Source organism: Pseudomonas sp. SWRI99, assembly GCF_014270125.1.
Classification (GTDB): Bacteria; Pseudomonadota; Gammaproteobacteria; order Pseudomonadales; family Pseudomonadaceae; genus Aquipseudomonas; species Aquipseudomonas hamedanensis.
Map to the genome: position 1 here is coordinate 26,209 of NZ_JABWQR010000012.1, position 15,173 is coordinate 41,381.

General features: G+C 61.6%; 13 protein-coding genes. 4 read left to right on the forward strand and 9 right to left on the reverse strand.

Annotated features, from left to right (window positions below):
• Positions 1–8: 8 nt before the first annotated feature.
• The 5 genes from HU743_RS11785 to HU743_RS11805 form a co-directional block, all read right to left on the reverse strand.
• Positions 9–1,847, reverse strand: coding sequence for an amidohydrolase (locus tag HU743_RS11785; RefSeq protein ID WP_186552587.1), 1,839 nt, complete (start codon positions 1,845–1,847; stop codon positions 9–11).
• Between the two features lie 42 nt (positions 1,848–1,889).
• Positions 1,890–2,516: an antibiotic biosynthesis monooxygenase gene (locus tag HU743_RS11790; protein WP_186636229.1), complete on the reverse strand. Its 627-nt coding sequence runs from the start codon at positions 2,514–2,516 to the stop codon at positions 1,890–1,892.
• The gene (locus tag HU743_RS11795; protein ID WP_186648772.1) at positions 2,509–2,922 is read right to left on the reverse strand and encodes a DoxX family protein; all 414 of its coding nucleotides are present in this window, start codon (positions 2,920–2,922) and stop codon (positions 2,509–2,511) included. Before HU743_RS11795 ends, HU743_RS11790 begins: the two co-directional genes overlap by 8 nt.
• A gap of 223 nt (positions 2,923–3,145) precedes the next feature.
• Entirely contained in the window at positions 3,146–4,069 is a 924-nt protein-coding gene (locus HU743_RS11800; RefSeq protein ID WP_186648773.1) for a LysR family transcriptional regulator, read from the reverse strand.
• A gap of 56 nt (positions 4,070–4,125) precedes the next feature.
• Positions 4,126–5,100 carry an MBL fold metallo-hydrolase gene (locus HU743_RS11805; protein ID WP_238351733.1) on the reverse strand — a complete coding sequence of 325 codons (975 nt, stop codon included), beginning with the start codon at positions 5,098–5,100 and terminating at the stop codon, positions 4,126–4,128.
• Positions 5,101–5,343: 243 nt separating this feature from the next.
• Here HU743_RS11805 and HU743_RS11810 point away from each other — a divergent pair, with 243 nt between their 5' ends.
• Both HU743_RS11810 and HU743_RS11815 read left to right on the forward strand, forming a co-directional pair.
• Positions 5,344–5,775 (forward strand): AraC family transcriptional regulator, encoded by a 432-nt coding sequence (locus HU743_RS11810; RefSeq protein ID WP_186648775.1) that lies wholly within the window; start codon positions 5,344–5,346, stop codon positions 5,773–5,775.
• Between the two features lie 134 nt (positions 5,776–5,909).
• On the forward strand, positions 5,910–8,804 hold the full coding sequence (locus tag HU743_RS11815; RefSeq protein WP_186648776.1) for a winged helix-turn-helix domain-containing protein: 2,895 nt from the start codon (positions 5,910–5,912) through the stop codon (positions 8,802–8,804).
• Here HU743_RS11815 and HU743_RS11820 read toward each other — a convergent pair.
• Together HU743_RS11820 and HU743_RS11825 are read right to left on the reverse strand one after the other, a co-directional pair.
• Positions 8,769–10,241: a winged helix-turn-helix domain-containing protein gene (locus HU743_RS11820; RefSeq protein ID WP_186648777.1), complete on the reverse strand. Its 1,473-nt coding sequence runs from the start codon at positions 10,239–10,241 to the stop codon at positions 8,769–8,771. The genes HU743_RS11815 and HU743_RS11820 overlap by 36 nt on opposite strands.
• A gap of 90 nt (positions 10,242–10,331) precedes the next feature.
• Positions 10,332–11,282, reverse strand: a complete 951-nt coding sequence (locus tag HU743_RS11825; RefSeq protein WP_186648778.1) for a GlxA family transcriptional regulator — start codon at positions 11,280–11,282, stop codon at positions 10,332–10,334.
• 216 nt (positions 11,283–11,498) lie between these two features.
• Between HU743_RS11825 and HU743_RS11830 the strand changes: the two genes are divergently transcribed.
• Positions 11,499–12,221, forward strand: coding sequence for a pirin family protein (locus HU743_RS11830; RefSeq protein WP_186648779.1), 723 nt, complete (start codon positions 11,499–11,501; stop codon positions 12,219–12,221).
• Positions 12,222–12,270: 49 nt separating this feature from the next.
• Here HU743_RS11830 and HU743_RS11835 read toward each other — a convergent pair whose 3' ends face one another.
• Entirely contained in the window at positions 12,271–12,777 is a 507-nt protein-coding gene (locus HU743_RS11835; protein ID WP_238351732.1) for a hypothetical protein, read from the reverse strand.
• 180 nt (positions 12,778–12,957) lie between these two features.
• Entirely contained in the window at positions 12,958–13,833 is an 876-nt protein-coding gene (locus HU743_RS11840) for a LysR family transcriptional regulator (RefSeq protein WP_186648780.1), read from the reverse strand.
• Between the two features lie 111 nt (positions 13,834–13,944).
• On the opposite strand from HU743_RS11840, the gene HU743_RS11845 reads away from it, so the two are divergent.
• Positions 13,945–15,144, forward strand: coding sequence for a YbfB/YjiJ family MFS transporter (locus tag HU743_RS11845; RefSeq protein ID WP_186648781.1), 1,200 nt, complete (start codon positions 13,945–13,947; stop codon positions 15,142–15,144).
• The last annotated feature ends 29 nt before the right edge of the window (positions 15,145–15,173 follow it).

Genomic DNA, 15,173 nt, shown 5'->3' on the forward strand with positions numbered 1-15,173 from the left:
TTTCAAACTCAGAATGCGAAGCAGGAACAGCCGAACGCGCCCCAGAAACCAGCGAAGTCGCTGACCGGCGCGTTCGACATCCGCGCCTTTTCATGGCTGTGGGTGTGCACGGCGCACGGCCCGCTGCACTGATGAACCTGCGCCTGCAGCGGCGAGTTCGGGCGCCAGTGGCCCGGGACCTTGACCACCGGCGACCAATCCGGCAGCACCGGAATCGAGCGCGGGCCAAGGTCTTCGAAGTCACCCGCGGCGTAAACGATCTTGCCGCCCACCACAGTCATGACCGATTCGATCCACTTGATCGCTTCTTCCTCAACGCTGAAGAAGTCCGCGCTCAGCGCCGCCATATCTGCCAGTTGGCCGACGCGGATCTGGCCCTTCTTGCCCTGCTCCGAGGAGAACCAGGCGCTGCCGTGGGTGAACAACTCCAGCGCGGTGGCGCGTGGCAAACCTTCTTCGTACAGGGCCAGACCGCCGACGGTGCGGCCGCTGACCATCCAGTACAGCGAAGTCCACGGGTTGTAGCTGGAGACGCGGGTCGCGTCGGTGCCGGCGCCGACCGGCACGCCTTCGGCAAGCATGCGCTTGATCGGCGGCGTGGCTTCGGCGGCTTGCTTGCCGTAACGATCGACGAAGTATTCGCCCTGGAACGCCATGCGGTCCTGAATCGCGATGCCGCCGCCCAGCGCTTTCACCCGCTCGATGTTTTGCGGGGTGATGGTTTCGGCGTGGTCGAAGAACCATGGCAAGCCGTTGAACGGAATGTCACGGTTGACCTTCTCGAACACGTCGAGCATGCGGCTGATCGATTCGTTGTACGTGGCGTGCAGACGGAACGGCCAGCGTTGCTCGACCAGGTGACGCACCACCGGCTCCAGCTCTTGCTCCATGGTCTGCGGCAGGTCCGGGCGCGGTTCGAGGAAGTCTTCGAAGTCGGCGGCGGAGAACACCAGCATCTCGCCCGCGCCGTTGTGGCGCAGGAAGTCGTCGCCCTGGTGCAACTTGACGCTGCCGGTCCAGTTCTGGAAATCGGTCAGCTCTTCTTTTGGCTTCTGGGTGAACAGGTTGTAGGCGATGCGTACGGTCAACTGGTCGTCTTTGGCCAGTTGCTCGATCACTTGGTAATCGTCCGGGTAGTTCTGGAAACCACCGCCGGCATCGATCGCACTGGTCAGGCCGAGGCGATTGAGTTCGCGCATGAACTGGCGGGTCGAGTTGACCTGGTATTCCAGCGGCAGCTTCGGCCCCTTGGCCAGGGTCGAGTAGAGAATCATCGCGTTCGGCCGCGCAACCAGCATGCCGGTCGGGTTGCCGTTACTGTCGCGAACGATCTCACCGCCCGGCGGGTTCGGCGTGTCGCGGGTGTAGCCGGCCACGCGCAAAGCAGCGCGGTTGAGCAAGGCGCGGTCATACAGGTGCAGGATGAACACCGGGGTGTCCGGCGCGGCCTGGTTGATTTCTTCAAGGGTCGGCATGCGTTTCTCGGCGAACTGGAATTCGTTCCAGCCACCGACCACGCGCACCCACTGCGGCGTCGGTGTGCGATCGGCCTGATCCTTGAGCATGCGCAGTGCATCGGCCAGCGACGGCACGCCTTCCCAGCGCAGTTCGAGGTTGTAGTTCAAGCCGCCACGAATCAGGTGCAAGTGCGAGTCGTTGAGGCCGGGAATGACGCAGCGGCCTTTCATGTCGACCACCTGCGTGGCGCTGCCTTTGAGGGCCATGGCCTCGGCATCGTTACCGACGGCGACGAAGCGCCCGTCCTTGATCGCCACGGCGCTGGCCAGTGGTTTTTCGCGATCTACGGTATGAAATTGGCCATTGAATAAAATCAGATCGGCGCTCATCGCAGTTCCTCAAGCAAAAGTAAAAGTCAGCAAACCTCACGCTCAACGCGGCGAGGTTTCTTGGGAATCGAGGTGTTCATGGGCCTGGCTGGCTTCCAGCCATGGGGTGAACAAACGCGTGACTGGCGGCATCACCACGTAGACCACCGAAAGCACGATGGTCAGGGTGATCAGGAACGTCGCGACCACGTAGTTGGACAGCAGCGGATGCAGCGCCAGCAACGGTCCCCAGATCAGCGGCACCAGCAAGGTATGCGGCAGAATCACCAGCAGGGTGACGACAGCCTGCTTCCAGCGCGGCGGTGGCGAGCCGGCTTCGGCCAGCGGGGTGAACCAGAATTCATTGACCGGCGCGACTTCGGTCTGATCACCGTCAGCCAGCATCGGCGCGGCTTCGGCGACCAGTGCCTGACGCTCAGACGATTGCAGCCAGCCTTGCATCGCTTCGGTGGAGCTGAAGCGCAGCACGCAGGTGTAAAAATCCAGACGCCCGCGCTTGCCGCGCACCACGTCCACGCCCAGATGCCCTTCGCGCTGGCCGGCCACGCGCACGATATTGCGCAACCACGCTTCATAGGCCGACTCGAAACCGGCCTTGACCGAGTGTTTGATGATCAACGTGACAGTCTCATCGGCCCCCGGTGCTTGTTGATTCAGGACTTCAGGCATAACGCAGCACTCCGGGCAAACGAACAGGAATCGCCAGCCGTCCGGGCCCGGCGATCAACACAGTGGTGAAGAGGATCAACAGCAGCCAGCCGAACTGCCCTTCGGCCACACTCCATTGCGGATGCACAACCAACAACGCAACCAGCAGCACAAAGAGAATAGGCAAGCAGGCCAGACGCGCCAGAACCCCGGCAACGATCAGCAGCGGACAGAGGACTTCGGCGAAGATCGCCAGAATCAGGGTGAGGTGCGCACCGAGGTGAAACGGGTCTTCGATCAGTTGCAGTTGCGCCGCGAAGTCCAGCAGCTTGGGCAAGCCGTGCACCCACAACAGAAACAACCCGCCGCTGACCCGCAGGAACAGCAACCCGACGTCGCGCGCCTGTTCATCCCTCGAAGCAATCATGACCCGACCCTTTGAATGTCATTGAGGGGATCATGCCAAGGCCGCGGCGCGAGAAATTGGATGGGTGTGCTTAGTTCTGCGGTGGACCGGGATTGATCGTTCCCACGCTCTGCGTGGGAATGCAGCCCGGGACGCTCCGCGTCCCTTCCAGAGCCGAACGCGGAGCGTCCGTTGAGGCATTCCCACGCATAGCATGGGAACGATCAGTAACTCGGTGCGGGACTTAGATCGTGGGGATATCCATCGGCGCGGCCATGAACTGGCTGATCCGCGAGCGCAGCCATTTTTCTGCCGGATCGTTGTCATGCACCCCGCTCCAGGCCATCGACAATTGCGCGGCATCGATCGGAAACGGTGGGTCTTCGGCGCGCAAGGCGCAGCCTTCAACCAGGGCGCAAGCGGCGTAATCCGGAACGGTGGCAATCATCTCGGTGCCAGCGAGCAAGGCGCGCAAGCCGCTGAACTGCGGCACGCCCAGCACGACGCGGCGGCAGCGGCCGATCTTCGCCAGGTCCATGTCGATATTGCCGCTCAGGTCGCCGGAGAACGACACCATCGCATGCGGACGCTCGCAATATTCGTCCAGCGTCAGCGGCCCCGGACGGTCGTCGCCGCGCAACACCTTGCAGGGAATATCGCGCAGCTTTTTGCGCTTGGCATTGGCCGGCAGATCCGTGGTGTAGCTGACGCCCACGGAAATTTCCCCCGAGGCCAACAGCGCCGGCATCAACAGATAGTTGGCGCGGCGCACCACCACGACAATTCCCGGCGCCTCTTGCTGGAGCTGGCGCAGCAATGGCGGAAACAGGCCGAACTCGGCGTCATCCGACAAACCGATGCGGAACACGTCGCAACTGCTCGCCGGTTCGAATTCCTTGGCCCGGCTGACCGCACCGGAAATCACGTCCATCGCCGGTTGCAGCTCCTTGAGAATCGCCAGCGCCCGCGCGGTCGGTTCCATGCCGCGACCGTTGCGCAGCAGCAACGGATCATCGAACAGATCGCGTAACCGCCCCAGCGCCGCGCTCACCGCAGGCTGGCCCATGAACAGTTTTTCAGCGACGCGAGTCAGGTTCTTTTCGAACATCAGCGCTTCGAAAATCACCAGCAGGTTCATGTCGACGCGGCGCAGATCGTTACGGTTCATGGGCGAGGTTTCCTTATCGGTGTCAGCGGTTTCAGGCAGGCGGGACGCTGTGCACTTTACTCGATCAACGGCACCTTGGCCGCGCGTTTGTAAGGGCCATATTCCACCGGCACCCATTGGAAGTGCTTGCCTTCGGCGGCGATATGACCAATCCCCGGAAACGGCAAGTGCGCCGCCGTCACCCACGTCTTGCTCGTCGCGGCCGCGCTGAACACGGCCTGACGACTGTTGATCGCCTGCTGACTGTTGACGTCAAAACCGATCGACACCTCCGGATGGAGGAACTGCACGGCGAGGTTGTGCACCAGATCGCCCATGAACACGATGCTCTGCTGCTGCGAGGTAAAACGATAGGTCGTGCTGCCCGGCGTGTGTCCGGCCTCAAGCGTCGCCTCGACCAGCCCCGGCAGCGGCGACTGCCCCGCAGCGAACGTCTTGAAGCGCCCGGCGGCAACGTAGGGTGCCGTGGAGTCCTGGGCAATCTGGAAGAATGCTTCGGCACCCGCCGGCGCCTTGGCCAACGCCGCCGGATCAAGCCAGTAATCGGCCTCTGCCTGGGCGGCGTACACCGTGGCGTTGGCAAATAGCGGCTGCTTTTTCGCATCGACCAGGCCGCAAACGTGATCGAGGTGCAGGTGCGTCAGCAAAATCGCATCGACCTGCTCAGGCTTGTAACCGGCGGCCTGCATGTTGGCCGAAAGCTGCCCCGCCGTGGCGCCAATGCACTGCCCCGCACCGGTGTCGACCAAAACCAGTTGCTTGCCGGTATTGACCAGAAAGGCATTGAACGCAGTCTGCACGCCCGGGGTTTCAATCGAACGGCGCGCGAGCAACGCGCGAATCCGGCTTTGGCTCATGCCCTGCAACAGCTTTGGTGACAAGTCGTTATAGCCGTCGAACAACGCGGTGACTTCGTAATCGCCCACGGCCAGGCGGAAATAGCCCGGTGCCTGGGTGCCGACCTGCGGCGCCTGTGCCATGGCGCTGGATGTGGCCAGAACGACCGCCAGGGCCGTCGCTGCGTTAAACATGCCTTTCATTGGATCTCCCCTTGATCTGGCCGACAGCGGCCACCCTTGCTGTGATCGTGCCGCAACTCGGCGGGCGCAGACTTGCAGGGATGTGCTCAGTTCAGGCCTCGGCGATGGAATTAACAACGATTAACTCGTCAGCCTTACGCCCTCACCCAACAATGAAGCCCTCTGCGCAGCGTTGCTTTTTTGACCTGAGGGAATGCGCTGACCGTGCCTTCCCCACCGACACGGACCTTGGCCATGGCTTATTTGCAGCAAACCGTCGCCCTCGCCCCTGCCTGCGAACCGCATAAAAGTGCGAGTGGCGGACTCAGTCCGCAGCGCGAACGCCACGTCAAACAACTGATCCTCGATCGCCTGGGCGAGAGCCTGGAAGTGGCGGAGCTGGCCCGCGCCTGCTCACTGTCACGCAGCCATTTCTCCCGCGCGTTCAAGTGCAGCACCGGCCTCTCGCCACAGGACTGGATTCGCACCCAGCGCCTGGCGCGGGCCAAGCTGTTGATCCAGCACACCGACCTGAGCCTGACCCAGATCAGCCTGGAGTGCGGCTTCTGCGATCAGGCGCATTTCTGCCATATGTTCACCCGCAGCGAAGGCATCAATCCGTTTGCCTGGCGCTGTCGGGTCATGGGCAAGCTGAAAAGCAGCGCTGCGCTGCCTGCGGTGTTTTGACTGCTGCCGTTACGCCACCCGTTGCACTGATGCTCAAACCTGAGGATTATGCCCGGACACCCCGGATCAGATGGCCTGCGCTTGCGCCAGGCACTGGTTCGACCTGTCCGCCGCATCACCGCAGGAGCGCGCTGTTGAGTTTTCCCCCGAATCAGGCCATCGCTTTTGGCCCCTATCGGATACATCCCGGGCAACGATTGCTGCTTGAAGGCCAACAGCCTTTGCGCCTGGGACGGCGGGCGATGGACATCCTCCTGATTTTGCTGGCGCATGCCGGTGAAGTGGTCAGCAAGCAGCAATTGATGACCGGGGTCTGGCCGGACAGTGTGGTCGAAGACATCAACCTGCGCGTGCACATGGCGGCGCTGCGCAAGGCCCTCGGCGACGGGCAGAACGGGCAGCGCTACATCGTCACCGTGGCGCAGCGCGGCTACAGCTTTGTCGCCCCGATTGTGCTCGACAACATCGAGCAAAAGCCTGCGGTTGCCGTCGCCAGACACAACCTGCCGCTGCGGCGTACGCGGATGATCGGCCGCCAAGCCGTGGTCGATCACTTGATTGCGCAGTTGCCGCGCCAACGTTGCATCACCCTGGTCGGCCCCGGCGGGATCGGCAAAACCACGGTGGCCCTGCGTGTGGCGGAACAATTGCTCGGGCATTATCGCGACGGCATCCGCCTGGTGGATTTGGCGCCCATCGCCGATTCAGGGCTGATCGGCTCGCATCTGGCGACGCTGCTCGATCTGTCCGCACCGGACGGCGATGCGCAAGCTTGTCTGGTCGATGGCCTGCGGGAACGGCAAATGTTGCTGGTAATCGACAACTGCGAGCACCTGATCGATGCGGTCGCGTCGCTCAGCGAGGAGATTCTGCGCGGCGCGCCCAAGGTGCATATCCTCGCGACCAGCCGCGAGAGTCTGCGCGCTGAGGGCGAGTTCGTGCAGCGCCTGGAATCGCTTGATTGCCCATCCTTGTTGACCCCGATGGATCCGGCCCGGGCGCTGGGTTTTGCTGCGCTGCAATTGTTTGTCGAGCGAGCGACGGCAGCCCGGGAAAGCTTTCAACTGAGCCACGCCGAACTGCCGCAAGCGATCGAGATCTGCCAGCGCCTGGACGGTATTCCGCTGGCCCTGGAACTTGCCGCCGCGCAGGTCAGCGAACTGGGCATGGACGGCCTGCTCAAGCAGTTGCGCGAAGGTTTGCCGCCGCTGTCGGCCGGACAACACAGTAGCGCCGAACGCCATTTGACCTTGCGCGCCACGATGGACTGGAGTTTCAACCTGCTCAACCCCTGCGAGCAAACCTGTCTGCGCCGGCTGGGGATTTTCCGCGGCAGCTTCACCCTCGCCTCTGCAGCCGCGGTGGTGATTGGCCAACAGATCGATCCCGGCGCCGTGTTCAGCGCTGTCACGCAGTTGGTGGCGAAATCTCTGCTTGCCGTAGAAGTGGGCGACGAAGATGTTTTCTATCGCTTGCTCGACACCACGCGCCATTACGCCCTGGAAAAACTCGAACAGGCCGACGAGCTCAGCGCAACCCGCCAGCGTCACGCCGAACGCTGCCTGACCTTGATGCAGCAGGCACAAGCGGATTGGGACAACACCCCGACCGTGTTGTGGATGGAGCGCTATGCCCGGGGCCTGGAGGATTTACGCGCGGCGCTGGATTGGAGCCTCAACGGACCGGGGCCGGATGAGCTGGGCATTCAACTGGCAGCCGCTTCGGCACCGTTGTGGCAGGAGTTGTCATTGCTGCGCGATTACAGCCGTTATGTCCGCCGGGCGCTGAGTCTGCTCGAGGAAACAGCAGAGCCCTGCCCTCGCCTGCAAATCGGGTTGAAACTGGCGCTCGGCAGCGCCAGCTACCACACTTGGGGCGGCACACCACAAACCATCGAGGCCTTCGTCGACGCCTGCCAGTTGGCCGAGACACACGGCGATCTCGCTGGGCAGCTGCGTGCAGTGTCAGGGCACATGGCGGTCAATCTGAGTTGCGGGCACTACCGCGCGGCATTGGCGCAAAGCGAGCAATTCGACCGCATTGGCGTGCACGGCGAACCACTGCTTTCACTGAGCACACATCGCTTGCGCGTGCTGGCCCTGCATTATGCCGGCGACCAGCCCCAGGCTCGTGTGCATGCCGAGCAAGTGCTGCAGCGCATGGCGCACAGCGGCCACCTCAATCGCTTCACCCATGGCTTTGGCGTGCAGTACGACCAGAGCGTCGCCTCGTTGACGGTGCTCGCGCGGGTGTTGTGGCTGCAAGGTTTGCCCGAGCAAGCGTGGCGCACCGCACGGCAGGCGCTGGATATTGCCGTGCAAATCAACCATGGCACCTCGATTTGCTACACCCTGGCGCTGGCCAGCTGTCTGATTGCGCATTACAACGGTGACCGGCAGAACGCCCGGGCCCTGTTGCAGTTGTTGCTGGAACAGTCGCAGAAGCATTCGGTGCTGTTGTTCAACAATTGGGGCCGGCATTACGCGCAGGTGATCGACCCTGATAACGCCACGCCTGTGTCAGCGCAAAGCAGCGGTTTGATCCGGGAAGTCATGGTTACGCTGGATGAGCGTTTTGTCGATGACGCACTGGTGGAACGGGCGCGCAACGGCGATGCGGGATGGAGCTCGGCAGAGATATTGCGGGCTCGGGCGGTTGCATTATTGAAGGGTTTCGAAAGGCCCCTTTGCGAGCAGGCTCGCTCCCACAAGGGTCTTATGTCGGGCGCAGATTCCGTCTGTGTGAGCGAGCCTGCTCGCGAAGAGTCCCTGACAGACACCGCCCAAACCCGGGAAGCCGAACAAACACTGCAACACGCTCTGAGCGTTGCCAAAATCCAGGGCGCACTGGCGTGGGAGTTACGCAGTGCCACAGACCTCGCTCACTTATGGCAACGCCAGTCCCGCCATCGCGAGGCACTCGATTTATTGACCCCGATTTATCAGCGCTTCACCGAAGGCTATGCCACTGCGGACTTACGCAAGGTGCGCCTGCTACTCGACAGCCTCCACGACGAGTGCCCGGCCTGAAGCGCTGCGCGTACGGCTGAGATAGCGCGCATGGCGCTGCTCCAGATCGAGCTTCTCGTCGCTGCACTCAAACTGATCACGAGCGTAGCGGCGCACGGTATTGAGCATCCAATAGCGCACCGTTGCACGGATGGGTTGCTGAATAAGCAACGATTTGCGCGCCAGGCCTTCGATTATCGCGGTCAGCCTGGAGCCGGCCAGGTCCGCGCAACTGATCACACTCAGTGCGGCCTCCAACGTAAACCCCGTGCTGAACACTGAGAGACGCAGCAGCACGCGCTGTTCCAGTGCCGTCAGATACCGATAGCTCCAATCGATGGCGGCAGCCATCGATTGATGGCGCGGCACCGCAGTGCGCCGGCCTTGGCCAAGCAACTGCAGACCGTTTTCAACCTGTGCCTGTAACCCGATCAAGCCCAGCGCGTCGATCTGCGACGCCGCAAGTTCGATCGCCAGCGGCAGGCCGTCCAGTTGACGGCAGATTTCGTGTACGCCGGGCAAATCCTGTTTACGCAAACTGAAGCCATGTTGCCGCGCCCGCGCACGGCTGACGAACAACTGCACCGCCGGATAGCCCATGGCTTCTTCAACGGTTTCCAGTGTCGAGCGCTTGGGAATCGCCAGCAGCGACACGCAATGAACAGTCTCTGATTCAACGCCCAAGGCTTCCCGGCTGGTGGTCAGGATGGCCAGACGAGGCGCGGCTTGCAGAAGGGTTTCGACCAGCGCCGCACAGCCACCGCGAACGTGGTCGCAGTTATCCAGTACCAGCAAGGCGTGGCGACCGTTCAGAGTGCAAAGGTCAGTCGCGAGACTGTGCAGCAGGTGGTCGAGCAGCGACGCGTTCTCCTCGAGATCGGCAAGGTCGACCCACCAGACGCCATCGCGAAAGTACTGCAGCAGCAATTCCGCTACGCGCAATGCCACGGTAGTTTTTCCGACACCCGGCGCACCGGTAATCGTCATCAACCGGCACACAGGCATCTGACGAACCAGACTACCGATCAGTGCATCGCGCCCGCTGACTGGCGTCAGTCGTGCCGGTAGATTGTGTTGATGCGTTAGCGCGGCGACAGGTGCCAGCGGCGCTTCAGCTTCGTCCGACGTCACCGGGGCGATAAAGCTGTAACCGCATTGCGGGACGTTGGCGATGTAACGCTGACCATTACCGCCGTCGTCCAGTGCACGCCGCAGCGCTGCGATGTGCACCCGCAGGTTGATCTCCTCGACCACGGAGGTTGGCCACACCCGCGCGATCAATTGCTCTTTGCTGACCACCTGCCCCGCACGCTCGACCAGCACCTGCAAAATATCCAGCGCACGCCCGCCCATGCGCAATGGCCGGTCGCCCTGAAGAATCAGGCGCTGGCGCACATGAAAGGCATACGGGCCAAAACGCAGCACCGGCGCCGGAGTCAAATCGTTGTGATTATTCATGGCAGTCATCTTGGCATGCTCCGATGACGCTACAACCACCACGCCGGGCGCAGCACGGACATCCCACTGCGCCAGACGGACACAACCGCTCTAGCTGAACTGTTCCCGGTACTGTGCCGGGGTCAGACCCAGCTTTTCGGCAAACAGTGAGCGCATGTGTCGAACACTGCCGAAACCACTTTTATAGGCCACGGTTTTCAGCGGCAGGTCACTGGTTTCCAGCAGGTTGCGCGCGCAGTCGACCCGCGCGTTCTGCAGAAACGCCATCGGTGTCAAGTTGATGTCGCGGATAAACAGGCGGGCAAAGTGCCGTGCGCTCATGTTCGCCAGCCCTGCCATGCGCTCGACCGTGAAGGCTTCGTCCAGATGCTCCAGGACGTAGTTCTGCACTCGCGTGATCGCGGTTTCCTGCGGTGAAACGGCGGCCATCAAGGGGCTGAACTGTGCCTGCCCGCCTTGGCGTTTCATCACCACCAACAAGACTTTGGCCACGTCCTGGGCGATTTTCTTGCCATGATCGCGGGCGACCACGGCCAGCGCCAGATCAATCCCGGCAGTGACGCCGCCCGAGGTAATCAGGTTGCGGTCCTCGACATAGATCTGATCGGTGGCCACCGTGGCCAGCGGAAAAGCCTTGATCAATCGCTCAGTGTAATTCCAGTGGGTAGTCACGCGATAACCGTCGATCAATCCGGCATGACCGAGGATAAAGGCACCGGTACAGATTGAACCAAATCGTTCGGCGCGCGGCACGGCGCCTTTCAGCCAGGCGAACAACGGCGGAAATCTTTCGTTGTAGGCACCGGGCCCGCCCGGAACGAGCAGCAGGTCATAACGGGCCGCGGCGTCGTCAATGTGCAGGTCCGCTTGCACCTGCACCCCGTTGGACGCTCGTAACGGCCCGCGCTCGGTGCCGAGGGTGGTCAGTTGATAATGCCATTCTGGCTTGAGGTAACGATTGGCAACCGAAAACACTTCCAGCGGCCCGGCCATGTCGAGCATGAGGAAATCAGGGAACAGCACCATTGCCACAGTTTTCATGGGAGGCATCACATTCGAAGGTCAATACGCAGGCTGCAAACGCGCCATTATGGCCAACGGTGGCGTGATCAGTGCAAAAGAATGCGTGAACCATAGCGCAAAACTGTCAACCTGATCAGGACAGTCTTTCAATTTTCACCTACTTATTGCGCATTTCAATAAACAGTAACCTTCTCCTCACTCGGACGAATTCACGTCCCGCCAGGAGATTTCATCATGCTGACTCTTCGCAAAGCCTCCGACCGTGGTCTCGCCAATCATGGCTGGTTGAAATCGTTTCATACCTTTTCCTTCGCCAGTTATCGCAACCCGCGTGAGCAGGGTTTCTCCGACCTGCTGGTGATCAATGATGACCGCGTCGCCGCCGGCAAAGGTTTTGGGCAACACCCGCACCGGGACATGGAAATTTTTTCTTACGTGCTGGAAGGCGCACTGGAACACAAGGACACCCTCGGCACCGGCTCGGTGATCCGCCCCGGCGATGTGCAGTTGATGAGCGCCGGCAGCGGCGTGGCGCACAGCGAGTTCAACCACTCGGCCACCAAGCCGGTGCACTTTCTGCAAATCTGGATCGTGCCGGAGGTCGCCGGCGCCAAACCGCGCTACCAGCAGGAGCATTTCAGCGCGCAGAAAAAACGTGGTCGCCTGCAGTTGATCATTTCACCGGACGGCAGCCATGGTTCCTTGAAAGTTCGTCAGGACGCACGGGTCTATGCCGGGCTGTTCGACGGCAAGGAAAGTACCACGCTGGAGCTGCCAGCCAACCGTTACGCCTACGTCCATGTGGCGCGCGGGAGCGTAGAGTTGAATGGCCAGTTATTGCAGGAAGGCGACGGTGTGCGGGTTCGTGAGGAACAATTGCTCACTTTGAGCAACGGTGTCGATGCCGAAGTGCTGGTGTTTGACCTGCGCCCTCAGGAGTTGCCGGAAATGCCATGAGGCAACGCTCTGTCGCCAGCAAAAACGGCCTTCCTTTGAAGGCCGTTTTTTATTGCGGTTGCACCGTCGGCGGCCGCTCGACTGGTTTGGGTGTCGCGACCTCTTTGCCAATCTGAATCGCTGCCAGCGTTGTCTGTATGGTCGTCAAAACGGCCGCCTGGTTAGCGAAATGCGCGCCAACCAGCAAGGAGGCTACGCCGAGAAAGTGAACAGTGGTGGCGGCCCAGTAATTAGCCTTTACGGTCGACGCTTGTCTAATCGCTTCCCGTGAGTCATCGGCAATTTTCTGCACCCCCGCCCACATCAAATCGTAGCGCTTGTCTCGTTCCTGTTGAGTCTTTTCTCGTTCGAGGTAGGCCTTGTCCCGCTCCGCCTGAGCAGCCAGGAATGCGCGAATATCGGCGCGCATTTCTGCCACACGACCATCCATCCTCGTCTCGATGGTTTCTATCTTCGCATCGAATTCTTCACGACTTATAGCGCCCATGGTTTGCTTATCCCGACCTGTGCCCGATATGCCCCTGACTGCATATTGATTGACTTCCCTGATTTCCAATTCGACACCTTTCGCGGCTACCGAGACCTTCCCTGGCTCATCATTTCAGTGCGGGTTCGAGGCCCTCACCGAACTGCAGTCACAATAGAATCCAACGTCACGGCCGACAAGCCGGCACATTCTGCCTCGTACGTAGGCCGTTTCGTCAGACGTTGTAGCCCCGAAAAAACGCTGAATCGACTATTGGTTTTCCAGCGCAAACGCCTCGACGATCTGTTCGATCACCGCGCGAACCCGTGCCGTATGGCGCAGATCCGCATGGGTGACCAGCCACACTTCATACGGCAACGGTCGGGTACGCTCCGGCCAGAGCCTGACCAGACCGTCGCGCTCGCCCATGTACAGCGGAATTTCACCGATCCCCAAACCGGCTGCAATCGAGCGGCGAACCAGCAGACTGGAACTGAGACTGGCGACGATACGCCCACGGTTAAAGGGTTCGGACACCAGCGTGAAGTCTTTTTTGCTCTGCAGATACGGTTGATAGACCACCAGATCATGGCCCTCGAACGCCGTGCCCGGTTGCGGTTCGCCGTGGCGGTCGACATAGTCCTGCGCAGCGAAAAGTCCTACAGGCCAACGCGCAATCCGTCGGGCGATAAGATCCGGGTTATCCGGTCGCGTGTTGCGCACGGCAATGTCCGCTTCGCGCTTGGCCAGGCTGAGAATCTGCGTGGAGGCATCCAACTGCACCTGCACATCCGGGTGCAGCTCGTGCAGACGGGCGATCGCCGGGATCAGGAAGTCAATCGCCAGCGAGTCGGTACTACTCACCCGCACGTTACCGGTCAGGCGGTCGTCCAGGCCGTGGATCTGGCGTTCCAGTTCAAGCGCCGAATGCTCCATTTTCTGCACGCTTTTGAGCGCCGCCTCACCCAGGGCGGTCAATGCGTAGCCGTCCGACGTGCGCAGAAACAACGTCGCGCTCAGGGACTTCTCCAGCGCGGTGATACGCCGGCCCACCGTCGCCTGATCCACGCCCAGAACCCGCGCCGCTCCGCGCAATGTCGATTCTCGGCAAACCGCGAGAAACACCCGCGCGTCATCCCAATTCATAGCGCCTCCAGATGATGCACTTTTGCATCGACGCGCCGCTTAATCGCTGCGCGAACGCAGCAACGATAGCCGATATGCTGGACGCCATAAACCTTCCACGAGATCGCTAGCATGCGTACATCATCAACCTCCGACATCTGGCTGCCGATCTTTGCCGGACTTTGCGCCAGCCTCGTCAGCATCGGTCTGGCGCGCTTCGCCTATACGCCCTTGATTCCTGCGCTGATTCAAGCGCAGTGGTTTTCTGCCGGCGACGTCGTCTATCTCGGTGCGGCGAATCTGGTTGGCTATCTGATTGGCGCCCTGCTCGGCCGGCCGCTGGCCCAGCGCTGGGGGAACCGCAATGCCTTGCGCCTGATGATGCTGGCCGTTACGGCGGCGTTTTTCGCCTGTGCCTGGCCGTTGTCGGTGAGCTGGTTTTTCGGCTGGCGCTTGCTCTCGGGCGTTGCCGGCGGCGCAATCATGGTGCTGGTTGCCGCGACCGTGCTGCCCCATGTGCCGGCGTCACGCAAAGGTCTGGCCAGTGGTGCGATATTTCTCGGCATCGGCCTGGGTATTGCCGGTTCGGGAACCATCGTGCCACCGTTGCTGAGCCTGGGTCTGCAGGCGACCTGGCTGGGCCTGGGTGCTTTGGCGCTGCTACTGACCGCATTGAGCTGGTTCGGATGGCCTGCCGACAGCGCACACCCGATGGCGGCGAGCGCCGACTCGACCACTGAGCCGACACCGCCAGGGGTTTATCTGCTGTTTGGCCAATACGCGTTCATGGCCGCCGGTCTGGTGCCCGCCATGGTGTTCCTCGTCGATTACGTCGCCCGCGGGTTGGGTGCGGGTGCTCATGTCGGCGCCATGGTCTGGGCGATGTACGGTCTGGGCGCCATCGTCGGGCCGGTGAGTTACGGATCTCTCGCCGATCAGCTTGGCGCACGCATCGGTATCCGCGTGGTGCTGGTGGTGCAGGCGATTACCCTCGGTCTGTTGTCGATCGCCGATTCCTTTCTGGCGCTGGCGTTGCTCGCCGTGATCCTCGGATCGTTCCCGCCGGGAATCGTGCCCCTGGCCCTGGCCCGGGTGCACGAGCTGGTGCCGACCCACCACCGCCAGCAGATTGCCTGGAGCCGCGCCACGGTATCGTTCGCGACATTCCAGGCGCTCGCCGGGTTCGCCTATTCGGCGCTGTTCAATGCCACCGGCGGCCATCACGCATTGCTGTTCGTGATCGCCGGCGGCGCCATCGTCGTCGCCCTGCTGCTGGAGCAAGCCCTGCGCTGGCTGCCCTCGTCCATCGAAACGCGCTGCGGTGCGAACTGAACGGAATCATTGCGTGTTGCTTGCGCTCC